The sequence below is a fragment of the Paenibacillus sp. XY044 genome (genome assembly GCF_002257645.1).
Classification (GTDB): Bacteria; Bacillota; Bacilli; order Paenibacillales; family Paenibacillaceae; genus Paenibacillus_AQ.
On sequence record NZ_NQMO01000006.1, the window covers coordinates 182,180 to 196,454 of the forward strand.

The window sequence follows — 14,275 nt, forward strand, 5'->3', positions numbered from 1 at the left end:
CTAGGCTTGCAGTGCGTGCCATCCCCCTTACCTTCAGGCGTAGCAGGCGGATTCATGCTGAAGAAACGAAGTGGTCCCCTTTATTCCCGGATTTCAGCCTTCTATCCGTTCCATGGAAATCTGGGAATAACAGGGATCGGAAGCATGATCCGCATGCGGAGCCCCGTCAGTTCATATTCAGTTCATAATGTGGGTTTAATCTTAGTACCGTTCACAAGATCGGCGCTGCTTCCTGCGGGGCCCGGCTTGTGGCTCAGCACAAGGGAGGTATGGAGATGGAACCCATCATTCGCGTAGAACAATTGCGAAAACAATATAAAAACGGCAAACGTCCGGCCGTGGACGGGATCAGCTTCGAGGTAGGGCGGGGTGAATTTTTCGCCTTCCTGGGCCCGAACGGGGCCGGGAAAACGACCACGATTTCGATCCTGACCACCACGCTGTCCAAAACCGAAGGCACGGTCATGATCGCCGGCTACGACGTGGAAAAGGAAGCGGCGAAGGTGCGCCGGAATGTCGGCATTATTTTTCAGAACCCGAGCCTGGACCTGGACTTGACGGCGGAAGAGAACATTCGCCTCCATGTCAGCATCTATGGCGTCTACACCTACCGGCCGTTCTACAGCATGATGCCGAAGGAATACAAGCAGCGAATCGAGGAGCTGGCCGCGATCGTCGGCATTCACGAAAATTTGTTCAAGAAGGTCAAGGGCTTCTCCGGCGGGATGAAGCGCAAGCTGGAAATCATGCGCAGCCTGATGCACAAGCCGCAAATTTTGTTTTTGGATGAGCCGACGCAGGGGCTGGACGCCTCCGCCCGCCAATCGCTGTGGGCCTACCTGCAGAAGATCCGCAAGGAAGAAAACATTACGATTTTCCTGACGACGCATTATTTGGAAGAAGCGGAGGAAGCCGACCGGGTATGCATGATCACGCACGGCAAAGTGGCGGTACTCGGAACGCCGGAAGAGATCAAGCACAAGCTGCTCGGCGACAAAAGCATGCTGATCGACGCCGGAGACCGGAAGGCGCTGCGGGCGGAGCTGGAGGAGCTTCAGGTTTCTTTTACCGAAGAGGAGCAATGCTTCCGGGTCCGTTTTCAGGATAAAACGCCGCAGTCCCTCGTAGCCCGTCTGCAGACGCCATTAAGCCGGATGGAGGTTCACCAGCAGACACTGGAGGAAGCCTACCTGAGTCTGGTGCAGCAGAGCCAACATAACGGCGAATCGAAAAGGGGGGCGGTCTAAATGCTGATGACCAAAGCACAAAAAGAAAGCAACGCGGTCGTGGCGATCGCCGCGCGGGAAATTACGAAGGGAATCAAAAATCCGGTGCTGATGATCGTGAGCATCGTCTTTCCGATCATTTTTATCGGCATCTTCGGCGGAAGCCTGTCGCAGAACATGGCCGGCAATCTCGGCTACAATTATTTGCAGTTCATGATGATCGGCATGATCGTCAACAGCGTGTTCACGGGCCTCATCACGGGGATGAGCTCCCTGATCGAGGAAAGGAACCAGAATTTGACGCAGGAGCTGTACGTGTCCCCGATCTCCAGGTATTCCATTATCCTCGGCAAAATGATCGGTTCAAGCTTCACCAGCATCGTCGGGCTGATCGGCATCCTGATCGTCGCTCTCCTGATGCAAATTCCGCTGGGCGGCATGCATATCGTGTGGCTGTTTCTGATTACGCCGCTGTTCTGCCTGATCGGCGGATCGCTGGGTATTTTCTTCATCGGGTTTGTCCAAGACAGTAAGACGGCGGATATCGGTTCGATGCTGCTCGTCATGCCGCAGATGTTCCTGTCGGGAGCGATGATTCCGATTCAGCATTCCACCGGCATTCTCGGCTTTCTCGCTCATATTATGCCGATGACGTATTGCATCGATTTGGCCCGAGCGGTGTTTTATTCCGGGACACCGGTCTACTCGCAGGTCGTACTATACCATCCGGTGACGGATCTGCTCGTGATGGCCGGATTTTTCCTGGTTTTCACGATCGTCGGTACATTGATGTTTACGAGATCGGAACGGAATCGTTAAAATGCAGGTAGGAAACTGCGAACGATTGCGATAAGTTCTTATGAATAGAGAAAGGAGTGGAGCGACATGGCTCATATACTGGTTGTAGACGACGATCCCCATATCCGGGAGCTGGTCAGCCATCTGCTGAAGAATGAGGGTTATACGGTAGCGGAGGCGGCTAACGGGAACGAAGCGTTGGAGGCGATGGAGTCGTTCAAGGCCGATCTGGTCATCCTCGATATTATGATGCCGGGCATGGACGGCTGGGAGCTGTGCCGCGAACTGGATGCGGCCTATGACATCCCGCTGCTGATGCTGACGGCCAAGGGCGAGACTTCGCAAAAGGTCAAAGGGTTTGAGCTGGGGACCGACGACTATCTTGTCAAGCCGTTTGACCCACTTGAGCTGACCGTCCGGGTGAAGGCGCTGCTCAAGCGTTATAAAATATCGGTCTCTCAGGAAATTCAGTTCGGCGACGTGCGCCTGAATCGTAAAACGTACGAATGCTACGCAGGATCGGCTGCGCTGACGCTCCCTTTGAAGGAGTTCGAGCTGCTGTTTTTGCTCGGCAGTTATCCGGGCAAGACGTTTGCCCGGGACCAAATCATTGAGCATATTTGGGGTTATGATTACGAAGGCGATGAACGGACCGTCGATGTGCACATCAAGCGGCTGCGGGAACGGTTTGCCGACCAGCAGGACCGCTTTCAGATCCGCACGATCCGCGGCCTCGGCTACCGGCTCGAGGTGCTGTCATGAACGGACGGGAGCGGGAATCGGACGAGAAGCGGGAACGGCCAAGGCTCCGCCGGGACCGGGAACATAACGAGACCTGGCAGCGTTTGAACCTCGAGAGCGGGGCGAAGCCGGCGGACCGGCAGGAAGCTCAGCTGCTCCGGAAGGAAGAGCGAAGAAGGAAGCGGAAGGAAACTGCGAAGCGGAGAGAGGATGAGATTCGGGGCATGGACGGCGAGCCGCCGAGCTTGTGGCTGCGTGTTCGGATTATCTTTTTCATGCTCCTGGTGATGTCTGCACTCGTCGTTTGCTGGACCGCTGCGTTCTATTTGACGCATGGCCTTCGCTGGCACATCTCCCCCCTCGTGAGGCAGCTGTTGAACTCGGTGCTGGGATTTGTCATATTCGGTGTCTCCATCTCGATCATATCGCGGTTTGGGCGGCGGAAGCAGACGGAGTTTTACCAATTGGTCATCGATGCGCTGAAACGGATCTCCCTGGGCGATTTCAAAGTGGAAATTCCGGACTACGGCGGCGGTGAACATTGGGGCGGGATTGTTAAAGGGATCAACAATATGGCCGCCGACCTGAACAACCTGGAGCATATGCGCCAGGAGTTTATTTCGAACGTGTCCCACGAGATTCAGTCCCCGCTGACCTCGATCGGCGGTTTTGCCCGGGTGCTGCGGGAGGAGAACCTGAGCCCCGGCCAGCGGGACCATTACTTGAACATTATTGAAGAGGAGAGCGTGCGGCTCTCGCGGCTGTCGGAGAACATGCTGCGTCTGGCATCGCTGGATTCCGACAAGCATCCGTTTCACGCCGAACCGATCCGGCTGGACAAACAGCTTCAGACGCTCGTTCTCGCCTGCGAGCCCCAATGGCAGGGCAAAGACCTGGATATGTCCGTAGAGTTTGTGCCCATGACGATCGATGCGGATCAGGATTTGCTCAGCCAGGTCTGGGTGAATCTGCTCCATAATGCGATTAAGTTTACGCCGGAGGGCGGAACGGTTCAGGTTTTTCTCGAGGAAAGCGGGCAGGAAGCGGTCGTTCGCGTCAAGGACTCGGGGATTGGCATCTCGGCCGAGGATCTCGAGCATATTTTCGAAAGATTTTTTAAAGCGGATAAATCAAGAACCCGTTCCGGCGGGGGAAGCGGGCTGGGACTCTCGATTATTCAGAAAATCGTGCAGATGCACGGCGGCAGCGTCTCGGTTCAAAGCGCTCCGGGAGAAGGCACGGAGATGACGGTCAGGCTGCCTAAGACAGCAGACCGAGCTGACGGGCCGTGACGAGTGCCTGGGTTCGCGAGGAAACCCCTAATTTCTCATACAGGCGGGATAAGTAGACCTTAATGGTCCCTTCTGACAGCGCCATTTCGGCGGCCATCTCCTTATTGCTGGCCCCTTGGCCGATCAGCCGGAGCAGCTCCGATTCGCTGCGGCTCAGCGGTTCCGCCGTGGTCGAAGCGGCAGCCGTTTCCTCCCGGGCCATGGGGAATTGCTCCAGAAGCGCGCGGACATAGTCCCTGGATACTTCTCCCGGGAGTCCGGCTCCAAAGTCATTCTGACTACCGCCAAGCTCTCCACGCAGTACGGCGGCCTCATACCGGCCAAGCAGAAGCATCAGCGGCTTGCCCTCATCCACGAAACTCCGGATATACCCGTTTTGTTCCCCCAGGAACAATGCAGTATGGAGGTGGCGGAGGGCGGCTGTTTTTTGCCCCAGCTGTTCATTGAGCAGCGCCTGCAGGATGTGGTTTTCGAGGATGCTGGAAACGAGCTGTTCCCGCTCGGACTGGGGCAGCAGGTGCTCCAGAATCCGCAGCGCCTCGTTCTCCTTCCGCTGCTTGCCAAGCAGGCGCACGAGCGTCATCAATTCATACTCCCGCTGAAAAGTCGGCTTGTCCTTGGCGGACAGCCCGAGTCGGGCCATCAGCTTCTTGGCGGCCGTCATTTGCCCGTCCGCAAGATGTATGCGTATTTTGAATGCCGTCAGATGATTGGACCAGGGCGTGCCCCAGCCGGCAGAAGATGAGAGCGGGGCCTCCAGCACCTCGTCGATCACGTCATGTGCCAGAGCGGTCCGCTCGTCCGCAACAAGCAGTCGGGCCTTCATGAGCAGCATGGGGACGAGCAGCCCCGGCACGTTCAAGCCATCGGTCAGGATCGTCATCTCCTGGAGCAACCCGCGGCATTCGTCGAGACGGTTCCATTCATAATATCCTTCAACCAGCGACTGCTTCACGTACAGGTGGATGAGCGACCGCTGCCAGCCATGGGCGGCGAGCACACCCATGAACAGCGTGCCGATTTTTTCCGTATCCGCGGACAGGACTCCTTTTAACCCCAGCGCGGTCCGTCTCACCAATGGCTCGGTTTTGTTGTAGTTAAACATATAGTAAGTCGGATCAGCCGGCAGAATGTCGTCCAGCATGGTGCCGATAAAGGCAAACCAATTCGCGAAGTCTCCGCTTGCGAACATCAGATTGGAGCGGACGAACAGGATGCCGCTCTGCAGCTGCTTCAACCGCTCCGAAGCTTCCAGTTGCCGGGACGACGTCTCCAAGGATCCGAGTTTATCCTCAGCCTCGCCGAAGCGCCCGGTAAGCACCAGCACAAAGGCGTACAGGAGCGACAGCTCCAATGGCAGCTTATGCGCTGGCGGGAATCCTTCGAACCAGTGCAGCAGGACGGAAACTTCCCCGCGCTCCAGCACGGCCGGAATATGCCGCTCGAGCAGGCGGTCCGCTTCGGCGTAATCTCCGGCTGCCATGGCGTGGTCTACGGCTTCGTCCAGCAATTCGCGGGACGCAAAGCCCTTGCCCGCCAGCCGGTTCAGCCGTATCCACTCTTCCGGCTGATGCCGCTTGAGATGTTCCCGGACAAAACCGGCGAATAAATGGTGGTAGCGGAACCATTCATGCTGCGGATCCAGCGGGACGAGGAACAAACCCAGCCTGCGGGCCGCGTCAAGCTTGTCCCCGCTGGCAGGTTCACCCGTCAGCAGGCCGCACATGCCCGCATTCATCCGGTCGAGGATGGCCGTCGTCAGCACGAAGGACTTCAGGTCGGGAGGAAGCTGCGAGAGAACCTCGTGAAACAGATAGTCGGCGACGTTCCTGTGATTCCCGTAGAAGCCATCGATCCATCGGTCCACGTCCTCGGCCGTTCTTAACGATAGCGAAGCCAGCTGCAGGCCGGCTGCCCATCCCTCGGTCCGTTCCGCAATCCGGTCGATTTGCCGCGGGGTCAGCCGCATGATGCCGGACTTCTGGTAGAACTGTTCGGTCTCTTCCCGGGTAAACTGGAGTCCGCCGGCGTCAATGACGCTGCATTCCCGTTTGGAGAGCCACTTTGCCGTTCTGAAGGGCACTTCCTTGCGGCTCGCGATCATCACATGGAGCGTGGGAGGCATATAGTCGATCAGGTATGACAGGCTGTCATGAATGCGGTCATCCTCTATCAGATGATAATCGTCAAATACGAGCTTTACAGGCCCGGATAGCCCATGAAGCTCATTCATCACCGCATCCAGGAAGGCGTCTGCCGACAGGGCGGGCAGGGCATCGGCCAACTCCAGCATTCGCGGGGCTGCCGGGGCCGGCAGGACCTCGGCTAACGCAAAGGCCGCATAGCGCCAGAACCGGACCGGATCGTTGTCGCGTTCGTCCAGCGCAAGCCAGGCGCAGCTTTCGCTACGGCTTCGAGCCCATTGCGTCAGCAGGGTGGTTTTGCCCGAACCCGCGGGGGCGTAGATCAAGGTGAGTCTGCCATGAACGCCATCGGACAGGGAGTGGAGCAGGCGGTCCCTATCGACCAAGTCATCCTTCGGGAGAGGCAGGGTGATTTTTGTTTTTAAAATGATAGAATCGGTCCGCGTGAACATCGTATCCTCCAAATTTCCGACAAAATGGATGCCTTTTCCGTACTTTTTCTCTCATTATATAAAAAAAATGCCGATCCGTTAACTTTCGTTAATCGTCAAAGGCAGGTTCTTCGGTTAAAATATGCGCAGATCGGAAATCCGAGAAGATGAGCCGGTCATCCCAGCTAAGAAAACACGCCATTCTCCACATGCATCGCCCTAGCTCCTGCCCCTAGAGCCCCCTCCCTCAGAACTCTGCCGCAAACCTTCCCCTAAAAATCGGAACCGGATCCCCTCTTGATTCCGGCAGTTATGCAAAAACAGCCAACCAGAGCATGCTCTGCATTGGCTGTTTTTGGTTAGGGGAGATGAATGGATTTGATATGATCGGTGTGAAGAAGGATGGTTTCGCCTCCCGCTTCGATCAGCTCAATAATATGACTGTCTACTTTTTTGAGGAGCCCGGCTTTGAGGGGGGATTCACCCAAATCGAACACGACCAGACAATTTTGGAATTTTTCAAGCTGCTGTTCCAAGTTCCGTGATAAGGTCGGTGCGGCCGGCTGCACGGGGAAATGCGAATCGCTCAAATCATAGGGGGTCATATTCGGAGGGTACGGAGACAAATATTTCACGTGATGCAGCGGGATATACACAGTATGGTGAACAGGGGAGTAGAAGAGGAAATAATCATTCATAATGCTGGTTACATACCCATGAATCGAGCTGGCGCCGCCAAGATGGATTTCCGTAAATATTCCTCTTGCATTCATCAGCATCTTGCGAAAAGAAATATGGGCATGGTCAAGAATGGGTTCTTTGTTGACATGGGACGAATCCTCGGCCTCCTCAATGACCTTCATGTGCTGAAGATGGTGTACCGGAGTGTAAATATATCTGTTTTCCGAGTAGAGGACCAAAATATCACTGCCGACATCAATGAGTTCACCGATGATCGGGATTTTATAGCCCGAGATCTTTAATTCTATTGTTTTTCCAAGTAGAGAACGGATGGACTCCATAGCTTACCTCCTTTCATATGACATATTGGGTCCAGAGATAAAGGCTAGCGAGGCTGACAATTAGACCGACGGGGATCACAATGAACGTAACGCGCATATACTGCTTCCATGTGATATGAATTTTGCTGCTTCTTAACATGAACATCCATATCAAGGTAGCGAGGGTTCCGACGGGCGTCAACAGCGAACCGATGTCGCTCCCGATAATCGTTGCCATATAAGCGAGATGGACATGCTGCGGATCAAGTCCCATGCCGAGCACCGCTAAAGTTCCGATCATGACGGACGGCAGGTTATTCACGATATTGGACAATAGGGTCAACAAAAGTCCGAAAGCGGCGATCAGGCTGGCTTCACCCATGCCGGCAAAAGGTTGTAATCCGTTGATTAAAGCGGCGGTTAACCCGGCGTTATCCAGGCTTTTGACGATAATATAGATGCTGAAGGCGAACAGCAGGATATGCCAAGGCGTCTTCGTGACGATGTCCTTGATCCCTGTTCTTGTCCGATACCAGCGGACGAAGACGATGAGTGCAGCCCCGGTGATCGCGACATACTCGAGCGGGATACCCAAGCTTGCTGCTAGAAAAAAACCTGCCCGGAAGAGGACTACGATGAAGATGCTGACACGAAACAGCCACCAGTCGATTTGGGTTCTGGATTCGGTTGGCTGTTGAAGCGGGTGTATGTTAACCAATGAATAGTCACGGGCGGGGGCGGGGTAACGGGAGATGGTAACGGGAATCTGTTTGCGGAAGTAGAGGTAGAGCAGCATGGCGATCGTTGCGATCCCGATCATGGAGGGGACGAACATAATCAGTGTATAGCTGTTCAGGTCCAGGCCTACGATATTAAGCGCAATGAGATTCGCGAGGTTGCTTACGCCGATCGGTGCGCTGGATGCCGTTGCGATGAGCGCTCCGGAAATGAGATACGGTATTTTTTGATGCGGCTTTAATTTCAGCATCGAGCAGATTTGAATAATGATGGGCGTTGTGATCAGTATACTGCCATCGTTATTAAAGAAAATCGTCATTAGAAAGCAAAGCAGTATCACATACCAGAACAGCTTTCGGCCGGAACCGTTTACCCGTTCAATCAGGTTGAGAGCAACCCAGCGAAAAACACCGACGCTGTCCAGCACCAGGGACATCACGATCGTAGACAGAATCGTCACAGCGGCTCCGGAAACGATGTTAAAAATGGTGAGCAGGTCCGATAAAGGGACGACCCCGGCGGCGAGCAGAATAAATGCTCCAGCGGTGGTTGAAATGGATTCGTTGATCCCGCGGGGGCGCCACATCAAGAAAATGACGGTGATGGCAAATACGCCGACTGTTAACCACATTTGGTAGTCAGACATTTACTTTGACTCACCTCCCAGGGGGAGAACGCTGGATATTGGTTGAATGACTGGATCTGCGGTCCGTGTGACCTTTCCTGGACGTATCATCCAGTACAACGGGATTCCGGCAAGTAAAACTGCAATAAATACATACATGGTTTATTCCCCCCTTTGTGGATTGGATTCAACGCGAAGGGTCTATTTTATTGAGTTCAGTCATGGCTTATTTACTGATTTTACGCTTGCGTACCGTACGGTTTTTGGTGGTCTTTCTCCAGGATCGGTTAGCCCATTCCATGGCACCTCTTGTCATATTGCCGCCAGTTTGGTTGCCTTTGGTTTGGTTGCCCATGGTTTTGTTGCCTTTGGTTTGGTTGCCCATGGTTTGGTTGCCTTTGGTTTGGTTGCCCATGGTTTTGTTGCCCATGGTTTTGTTGCCCTTGGTTTGGTTACCCTTGGTTTTGTTGCCTTTGGTCTGGTTGCCTTTGGTCTGGTTGCCTTTGGTTTGATTGCCTTTGGTTTGGTTGCCTTTGGATTGGTTTTTGTTACCGCCGCTCTTGTTTTTGTTTCCTCCACTGGTGTTCGAGCCGATTACCATAACGGATTTTACGTGGAATATCGGAATACTGATGACTTCATCCTTTTTGGCTACCAGCGTCAATGTGGAGTGATTTACATCCGCAACCACGCCTTCGATTTTTTCGGGTCCGCCGCGGTTAATCTGTACGTGTTGGTAGCGGAGCATATGCAGCAATTCAGTGAAATTTCCTGCCATAATCGGGTCCGCCGTCATGGCTTTTGCCCCTCCGGATTTGCCTGTGCTGCTCATGCTTTTGATATGGGTGCTGTTGACATAGACGATGCCCTCTTTCGTCGCAACGGCCAGGTAACCGTGTTGTACGCCCACCAGAACACCTACGATCGAATCGGGCCCGCCGCGATTGATTTTCACCTCGCTCCCAATGGAGTTCATTGTGTTAAGACCTGCTAACGACATACCAATTACCCCTTCCAAGATAGTTTGGATAGTCTCGTGAAGGGCTTTATTTGTCCTTCGAGTCTATCTGTAATCTATTTATATGTGTCTTGCAAAAAAGGGGACTAGCCGAAAATACTAGATTATCCGAAATCAAACCGGAGTCTATCTTTTTATGTCTGCCGAATAGTTTTTAAACTAGAGAGGCGCCAGCCCTTACGTGAACTGCCTGGGGCGCATAGGTTGAACAAAGCCTAAATGGGGATGATGATCATGCTATGCTCAGCCCAGTGGGCGGGGCAAGGTCGTTTGCTCAGGCGGTTCAATCTAGAAGGGCGGTTACGGTATGGGTCTGCCTGTCTACCGGATCGAGTTAAAGGATTCGGCGATGAAAAAGCTGGAGAGTAACATATGGTCCGACTCGTTTGTCAGTGGAACGATGAGTATGAATGGCCGGAGGACTCCGATTCGCATCCGTTACCGCGGGGGCCACACCCGAGAATATCCGAAGAAATCCTATGAGATTCGGACGGCCAAGGTGACATACCACTTTAACGCGGAACACGATGATCCTTCCCTGATGAGAAACGCTCTATCTTTTCATTATTTTAATGTGCTTGGCGTCCCCAGCCCCTCGACGAAGCACTGCGTGCTTTATATGAATGGAGAGAAGGAAGGGGTATATTTAAGAATCGAGGCGGTGAAGTCTGCATTTTTCCGGAAAAGGGGGCTCCATGCGCGAAGCATTATTTATGCGGTCAATGATAGCGCTGACTTTGCAATGGCGGGAAAAAATACGAAGGCAAATAGATTGCTGTCAGGATACGCTTTGATTAAAGGCAACGAAACGGACAGGGTCCGTCTCAGCGACTTCATCCGAAGCATTAACCGGAAAAAAGGAACCGAACTAAACGATTATCTTCAGCAGCGCCTGGATATGGACAATTATTTACGCTGGTTATGCGGGGCAGTGCTTACGGGAAATTACGACGGGTTCCTCCAGAACTATACAATATTCGAATACGGCAAGCGCAACATGTACGGAATGATTCCTTGGGATTATGAGGGCACATGGGGCAGAAACTGCTATGGTAAAGCTGTGAAATCCGATCTGGTCAGGATTAAGGGATACAACGTGCTGACTGGAAAAGTACTGGCTTACAGGGCGTACAGACAGAAGTATAAGCGGATCCTTGAGCGGGCGCTGGAATCCACTTTTACCGTGTCCCGCCTGATGCCTGTGGTCAAGAAAATGCACAGAACCATTGCACAGGACATTTATGATGATCGCAAATATAAATGGGACACCGATATGTTTGACTCGGAACCGGGTGTCATCAGGGAATATATTGAAGACCGACGCCGGGATATCAAGAATGATATGGAGCAGCTTTGAGCGAGCCTTGGCTCCCCTGGCTACATAACACAAGCCCTGGCACGCTCAAACGTACCAGGGCTTGCTCCATGGGATTTAACCAGCTTCAAATCATCTTCTGATGCAGATGATTCAAATAACGCCAGCGCGTGATCCAATAATAGACGACCTGGATCGCCAGGAACGTGGCGAAGATGGCCAGCGTATGCGAAGCGACGGAGAAGTCGACCAGCTGCTGCAGGGCCAGAAAGGCGACGGTGCTGTGGATGACCGCTACCAGCATCGGCAGGAAGAACATCAGCAGCAGCTGTCTCGAGACGGTTCGCCCCAATTCCTTCCGGCTTAAGCCCACCTTGGAGATCATCCGGTACTGCTCTTCGTCCCGGGCCAGGTCGGCATACAGCCGGAAGTAGATGAAGCTCGCGGCGAAGGTGAAGAACACGATCCCGACGAGCCCGCTGACGATCAGCAGCAAGCCGTTCAGTTGCCGGGATTGGACCCAGTCGATGACGAGCGCCTGGAAGTTGTAATTCATATATCCCGACTCATCGACGTCATTATTAATGGCGTCACGGAGTTCCTGCGCGATGCGCAGCGTGTGATGCCAGTCCGGGACGACAAACTGCACAGAGACGATTTTGAGCAAATTGCCGGCGTTCATCTTCGCATAGTCTGCATCGGAAACGACATACACGTTGGTGGTATTGGGTACGACGATATGCGGCAGCGCTTTGAGCAGATGCAGGGTCACTTCCGAGCTTTCCTTCGTCAAGGTCAGGCTGTCCTGGGTTAATCCGTCCAGCTTGAATTCGCTGGTTTGTGTGATCGTCGAAGGCGTGGCGAACGCTTCCCCTTCACGGAGCGTCTCCTGCTCGTAGCCCAGGGCTGCGGCCAGGCGGTTGTAATCGTCCAGCTTGATCAGCATGAACCCGTTATCCGAATAAGTCGGGGTGTAGGATACTTTGCGGTAGTCAAAACCCTCTCTCCGGAGCGTGTCTTCAACCAGGCGGACATGCTTCTGCTCAAACGGGTTTTTATTATCCGGCTCGTTGTATGAATCGTACGTGAACGCGTACGGGTTCTTCATCGCGGCGAGCCCGGGATCGCCGATGGCCAGCGCGGTTCCGATCCCGGTAAAGGCAGTGGCGGAAATGACCGCGACCATAAAGAACATCACGGCATTGTCCCGCATCCGGTAGATCAGCTCGGAAATCGTCAGCAGGTTCGTCCGCTTGAGGAAGAAACGGGGCCGATTCTTCATGGCTCTCATCACGTACACACTAAGCTGGGAGAACAGGAAGTACGTACCGACGATGACCAGCGCAACGCCGCCGAGCAGCAGCAGGAATGAGAACATTCGGCGCAGCACGAACAGGAACACGCAGGCGTAGCCGAGCAAGATCAGCAGCGCCGACAGAACGGACAGCAGGACCGATGCCTTCGGCTCAGGCTTGGGCTTATCCTCCGCTTTGATCAGCTCGATGAGCGTACCCTTTCGGGTCATCACCGAGGTAAAGGAAGCGACCAGCAGGAACAGAATCAAGTACGCCCCGGCCGTCAGCAGGATCGCTTTTCCCGGGAGGTAAAAGGGCAGTCCGTCGACGATCGCCAGCATCGAGGCGGAGATGAGCAGGATCAGCTTCGAGAACACGGCCCCGACGATGATCCCGGCGATGATGGCAGCGACGCCGATCGCGATATTTTCGAGAAACAGCATCCGGTTCAGCTGTTTGCGGGACATGCCGAGCAGGAGCAGAATGCCGAATTCCTTTTTGCGCAGTTTAATAAACGATGACGCCGAGTACAGCAGGAAAAAGAACGAGAAAATGAACACGATATACTGGGATACCCGCAGCCCCATGGTGCCGAGCATGCTCAGCGTCCCGCTGGAGGACACGATATTTCCCTTCAGGTCGGGATGAAAGAGCAGCAGGGCATAGACGAAAAAGATCATGACCGAGAAGGCGCTGCTAAGAAAATGGGCGACGTACGCCCGCTTGTTGCGGAAGACGTTATTAAAGGCGAACTGGCGAAAATTCATGTCCGTTCCCTCCCAGCAGCGACAGCACGTTGATGATCTTTTGGTAGAACGCCGCACGGTTATCCCCGTCATGGATTTCGTTGTACAGCTGCCCGTCTTTGATAAAAATGACGCGGTGACAGTAGCTCGCCGCCACCGGATCATGGGTGACGAGCAGCATCGTGGCCCCGTCCTCCTGATTGCGCTTCTCCAGTATTTCCATCACGTCGCGCGCCGCCTTGGAGTCCAGGTTGCCTGTCGGTTCATCGGCCAGCAGCAGCTTGGGCCGGTGGATCAGCGCCCGCGCGATCGCGGTTCGCTGCGCCTGCCCCCCGGATATCTCGTAGGTTCGCTTATCCAGGATCGAGGTAATGCCAAGTTTCTCGGCCAGCAAGGCGACCCGGTCGTTCATTTCCTGCACGTTGATCCCATCCAGCGTTAACGGCAGTATAATGTTTTCCTTCACCGTCAGCGTATGAAGCAGATTAAACGACTGAAAGACGAAGCCCAGCTCCCGGCGGCGGAACAGTGCCAGCTGGTCCTGTGACAAGCGGTACGGGTCTTCCCCACCGATATAGATTTCACCCGAGGTCGGGCGGTCGATGGTCGACACGATGTTCAGCAGGGTCGTTTTTCCGCTGCCGGACGGCCCCATGATGCCGACGAACTCGCCTTCCTGGATCGTTAAATCGATGTTGGACAGAGCTTCGTAGGAAACCATGCCTTTATAGATCTTGCCAATATTTTTAGCGGATAAAATGTCCGTCATCCGAAGCACTCCTTTTCTTCGCTTTGCGGGGTTCATATAGGTCCAGTGTAAGCGATGGTTCCGAAATCTCCTATGGATGGACCTTTCAGCAAACTTACACGGATGTAAGTTTGCGGCACCGCCCGCTGGCCCAATC

Annotated in this window: 11 protein-coding genes; 5 read left to right on the forward strand and 6 right to left on the reverse strand. The window is 54.1% G+C overall.

Annotation, left to right across the window (positions count from 1 at the left end; translation table 11 throughout):
* Positions 1-275 precede the first annotated feature (275 nt).
* The 4 genes from CJP46_RS23280 (at position 276) to CJP46_RS23295 (ending at position 4,057) form a co-directional block, all read left to right on the forward strand.
* Entirely contained in the window at positions 276-1,247 is a 972-nt protein-coding gene (locus CJP46_RS23280) for an ABC transporter ATP-binding protein (RefSeq protein WP_094598013.1), read from the forward strand.
* Positions 1,248-2,045, forward strand: a complete 798-nt coding sequence (locus CJP46_RS23285) for an ABC transporter permease (RefSeq protein ID WP_094598014.1) — start codon at positions 1,248-1,250, stop codon at positions 2,043-2,045.
* 66 nt (positions 2,046-2,111) lie between these two features.
* On the forward strand, positions 2,112-2,786 hold the full coding sequence (locus CJP46_RS23290) for a response regulator transcription factor (protein WP_094598015.1): 675 nt from the start codon (positions 2,112-2,114) through the stop codon (positions 2,784-2,786).
* Positions 2,783-4,057, forward strand: coding sequence for a sensor histidine kinase (locus CJP46_RS23295; protein WP_306431075.1), 1,275 nt, complete (start codon positions 2,783-2,785; stop codon positions 4,055-4,057). Before CJP46_RS23290 ends, CJP46_RS23295 begins: the two co-directional genes overlap by 4 nt.
* Here CJP46_RS23295 and CJP46_RS23300 read toward each other — a convergent pair.
* The 4 genes from CJP46_RS23300 to CJP46_RS37180 form a co-directional block, all read right to left on the reverse strand.
* A complete protein-coding gene (locus CJP46_RS23300) occupies positions 4,026-6,653 on the reverse strand; it encodes a winged helix-turn-helix domain-containing protein (RefSeq protein ID WP_094598016.1) in 2,628 nt (875 codons plus the stop codon). The genes CJP46_RS23295 and CJP46_RS23300 overlap by 32 nt on opposite strands.
* Before the next feature lie 338 nt (positions 6,654-6,991).
* Positions 6,992-7,654 (reverse strand): DUF2642 domain-containing protein, encoded by a 663-nt coding sequence (locus CJP46_RS23305; RefSeq protein WP_094598017.1) that lies wholly within the window; start codon positions 7,652-7,654, stop codon positions 6,992-6,994.
* A gap of 13 nt (positions 7,655-7,667) precedes the next feature.
* Positions 7,668-9,017 (reverse strand): arsenic transporter, encoded by a 1,350-nt coding sequence (locus CJP46_RS23310; RefSeq protein WP_094598018.1) that lies wholly within the window; start codon positions 9,015-9,017, stop codon positions 7,668-7,670.
* Between the two features lie 205 nt (positions 9,018-9,222).
* A complete protein-coding gene (locus CJP46_RS37180) occupies positions 9,223-9,972 on the reverse strand; it encodes a hypothetical protein (protein ID WP_256992487.1) in 750 nt (249 codons plus the stop codon).
* A 349-nt stretch (positions 9,973-10,321) separates the two neighbouring features.
* Between CJP46_RS37180 and CJP46_RS23320 the strand changes: the two genes are divergently transcribed.
* Positions 10,322-11,371: a CotH kinase family protein gene (locus tag CJP46_RS23320; RefSeq protein WP_094598020.1), complete on the forward strand. Its 1,050-nt coding sequence runs from the start codon at positions 10,322-10,324 to the stop codon at positions 11,369-11,371.
* Between the two features lie 85 nt (positions 11,372-11,456).
* Here CJP46_RS23320 and CJP46_RS23325 read toward each other — a convergent pair whose 3' ends face one another.
* Positions 11,457-13,391: an ABC transporter permease gene (locus CJP46_RS23325; protein ID WP_094598021.1), complete on the reverse strand. Its 1,935-nt coding sequence runs from the start codon at positions 13,389-13,391 to the stop codon at positions 11,457-11,459.
* Positions 13,366-14,139 carry an ABC transporter ATP-binding protein gene (locus tag CJP46_RS23330; RefSeq protein WP_094598022.1) on the reverse strand — a complete coding sequence of 258 codons (774 nt, stop codon included), beginning with the start codon at positions 14,137-14,139 and terminating at the stop codon, positions 13,366-13,368. Before CJP46_RS23330 ends, CJP46_RS23325 begins: the two co-directional genes overlap by 26 nt.
* Positions 14,140-14,275: the final 136 nt, after the last annotated feature.

Coding starts and splice junctions, on each gene's coding strand:
- CJP46_RS23280 (WP_094598013.1), top strand. CDS start 276: ATGGAACCCATCATTCGCGTAGAACAATTGCGAAAACAATATAAAAAC.
- CJP46_RS23285 (WP_094598014.1), top strand. CDS start 1,248: ATGCTGATGACCAAAGCACAAAAAGAAAGCAACGCGGTCGTGGCGATC.
- CJP46_RS23290 (WP_094598015.1), top strand. CDS start 2,112: ATGGCTCATATACTGGTTGTAGACGACGATCCCCATATCCGGGAGCTG.
- CJP46_RS23295 (WP_306431075.1), top strand. CDS start 2,783: ATGAACGGACGGGAGCGGGAATCGGACGAGAAGCGGGAACGGCCAAGG.
- CJP46_RS23300 (WP_094598016.1), bottom strand. CDS start 6,653: ATGTTCACGCGGACCGATTCTATCATTTTAAAAACAAAAATCACCCTG.
- CJP46_RS23305 (WP_094598017.1), bottom strand. CDS start 7,654: ATGGAGTCCATCCGTTCTCTACTTGGAAAAACAATAGAATTAAAGATC.
- CJP46_RS23310 (WP_094598018.1), bottom strand. CDS start 9,017: ATGTCTGACTACCAAATGTGGTTAACAGTCGGCGTATTTGCCATCACC.
- CJP46_RS37180 (WP_256992487.1), bottom strand. CDS start 9,972: ATGAACTCCATTGGGAGCGAGGTGAAAATCAATCGCGGCGGGCCCGAT.
- CJP46_RS23320 (WP_094598020.1), top strand. CDS start 10,322: ATGGGTCTGCCTGTCTACCGGATCGAGTTAAAGGATTCGGCGATGAAA.
- CJP46_RS23325 (WP_094598021.1), bottom strand. CDS start 13,391: ATGAATTTTCGCCAGTTCGCCTTTAATAACGTCTTCCGCAACAAGCGG.
- CJP46_RS23330 (WP_094598022.1), bottom strand. CDS start 14,139: ATGACGGACATTTTATCCGCTAAAAATATTGGCAAGATCTATAAAGGC.